Below are 1,520 nucleotides of genomic sequence, written 5' to 3' on the forward strand. Positions count from 1 at the left end.
AACCGGCAGAACCTGTCTTTTACATGGGGTAATCGCGGCGCGATCTCCTCAGTGCATTTTTACTAGATGGTACTGGCTGGGTTGGTTGCCCCCGATAAGATGGAAATACGGGCTCACGATTGGAACCGGGCCCAAACATCAACGGAGGCAACCATGGACCAGTATATCGGGCTTGATGTTTCATTGAAAGATACGGCGATCTCGATCCGAGAGGATGGGAAGCGGATATGGCGAGGGAAGCGTGCTTCGGATCCAAAGCTCTTGGCGCAGGTGATCCGCAAGCACGCCCCGCACGCCAAGCGCGTTGTGTTTGAAACGGGGCCATTGTCGACGTGGTTCTATCATGCACTGATGGCCGAAGGAGTTCCCGCGATCTGCATCGAAGCGCGGCACGCGCAAAAGATATTGCACGAGACGCTCAACAAGACCGATGCCAATGATGCGGATGGCCTGGCCCAGATGGCCGAAGCCGGCTTCTACAAGGCGGTCCGGGTAAAGGCGTTTGACAGCATGCTGACGCGCACCCTGGTGGCGGCTCGCAATCAGCTTTTGAGCATCTCGACCCAGCTCAGCAACCAGATCCGCGGCATGATGAAAACATTCGGCCTCATTGTTTCCAACGGAAAGGGTAGGGTGTTTGATGGCAAAGTGAGGGAGCTATTAGCTGGGAATGACGCCCTTGCAGCGATCATATTGCCCCTGCTTGATGCGTGGCGTGACATCCGCAAGCGCGCGGCCGATCTGGATCGCCAGCTGCTCGCAGTGGCACGGCAGAGCCAGCCGACGAAGCTCCTGATGACGATCCCGGGCATCGGCGCCGTTACAGCCGTCTCCTATGTTGCCGCGATTGAAGATCCAGAAAACTTCAAAACGTCGCGCTCAGTTGGTGCCTGGCTTGGGCTGACAACGCGGCGCTACCAGTCAGGTGAGGTCGACTATGACGGCCACATCTCGCGACGAGGCGACAGCCATCTGCGGGGACTGCTGTATGAAGCGGCAACGGTCCTCCTCACGAGAACCAGACCCGGCAACGAAAGCCGTCTCAGGAGCTGGGGGCTGAAGCTGCGCGAGCGGTTGGGCTTCAAACGCACTGCGGTGGCGGTCGCCCGGAAGCTTGCGGTTATCATGCACAGCATGCTCAGGACAGGAGAAGTGTTCAACGCCTCGGCTGGCGCCGCCGCTTAAGCGACAGCCAGCCTTCCTCCCTCAGCGCGTCAAACCTGATTTGAGGCACTGAGCGTCCGTGCTGCGGACGTAGGTTGGATCATTCCGTAGCGCTCCCTGCAACGTAATAAAGATTGCGCCGTTTACATAAGGAAGATCCTACCTGCGAATACCCATCATGCGGCGACATTTGTCGACCGCGAAGACAACCCTGCTCCCAGCACCGGACAGCTCTGAAGGACATGGCCGCTGAGGGCCAAACCGACAATTCGGATTGCGCCGCGTTGCCTTCCTTCAACCCGGTGAGGATACCGCATGCTCAACCCCTCTTGACGGATGGAATGCGATTATACAAC

The 1,520-nt window shown here is 58.2% G+C and carries 1 protein-coding gene; it reads left to right on the plus strand.

Going from position 1 to position 1,520, the window contains the following annotated elements; genetic code table 11:
- The first annotated feature begins 153 nt into the window (after nucleotides 1-153).
- Nucleotides 154-1,185: an IS110 family transposase gene (locus tag IB248_RS30840; protein WP_192242238.1), complete on the plus strand. Its 1,032-nt coding sequence runs from the start codon at nucleotides 154-156 to the stop codon at nucleotides 1,183-1,185.
- The last annotated feature ends 335 nt before the right edge of the window (nucleotides 1,186-1,520 follow it).

The organism is Rhizobium sp. RHZ01 (genome assembly GCF_014851595.1).
Taxonomy (GTDB): Bacteria; Pseudomonadota; Alphaproteobacteria; order Rhizobiales; family Rhizobiaceae; genus Rhizobium; species Rhizobium altiplani.

Bases quoted from the DNA above. Each gene is read 5' to 3' on its own strand.
- IB248_RS30840 (WP_192242238.1), top strand. From the start codon at position 154: ATGGACCAGTATATCGGGCTTGATGTTTCATTGAAAGATACGGCGATC.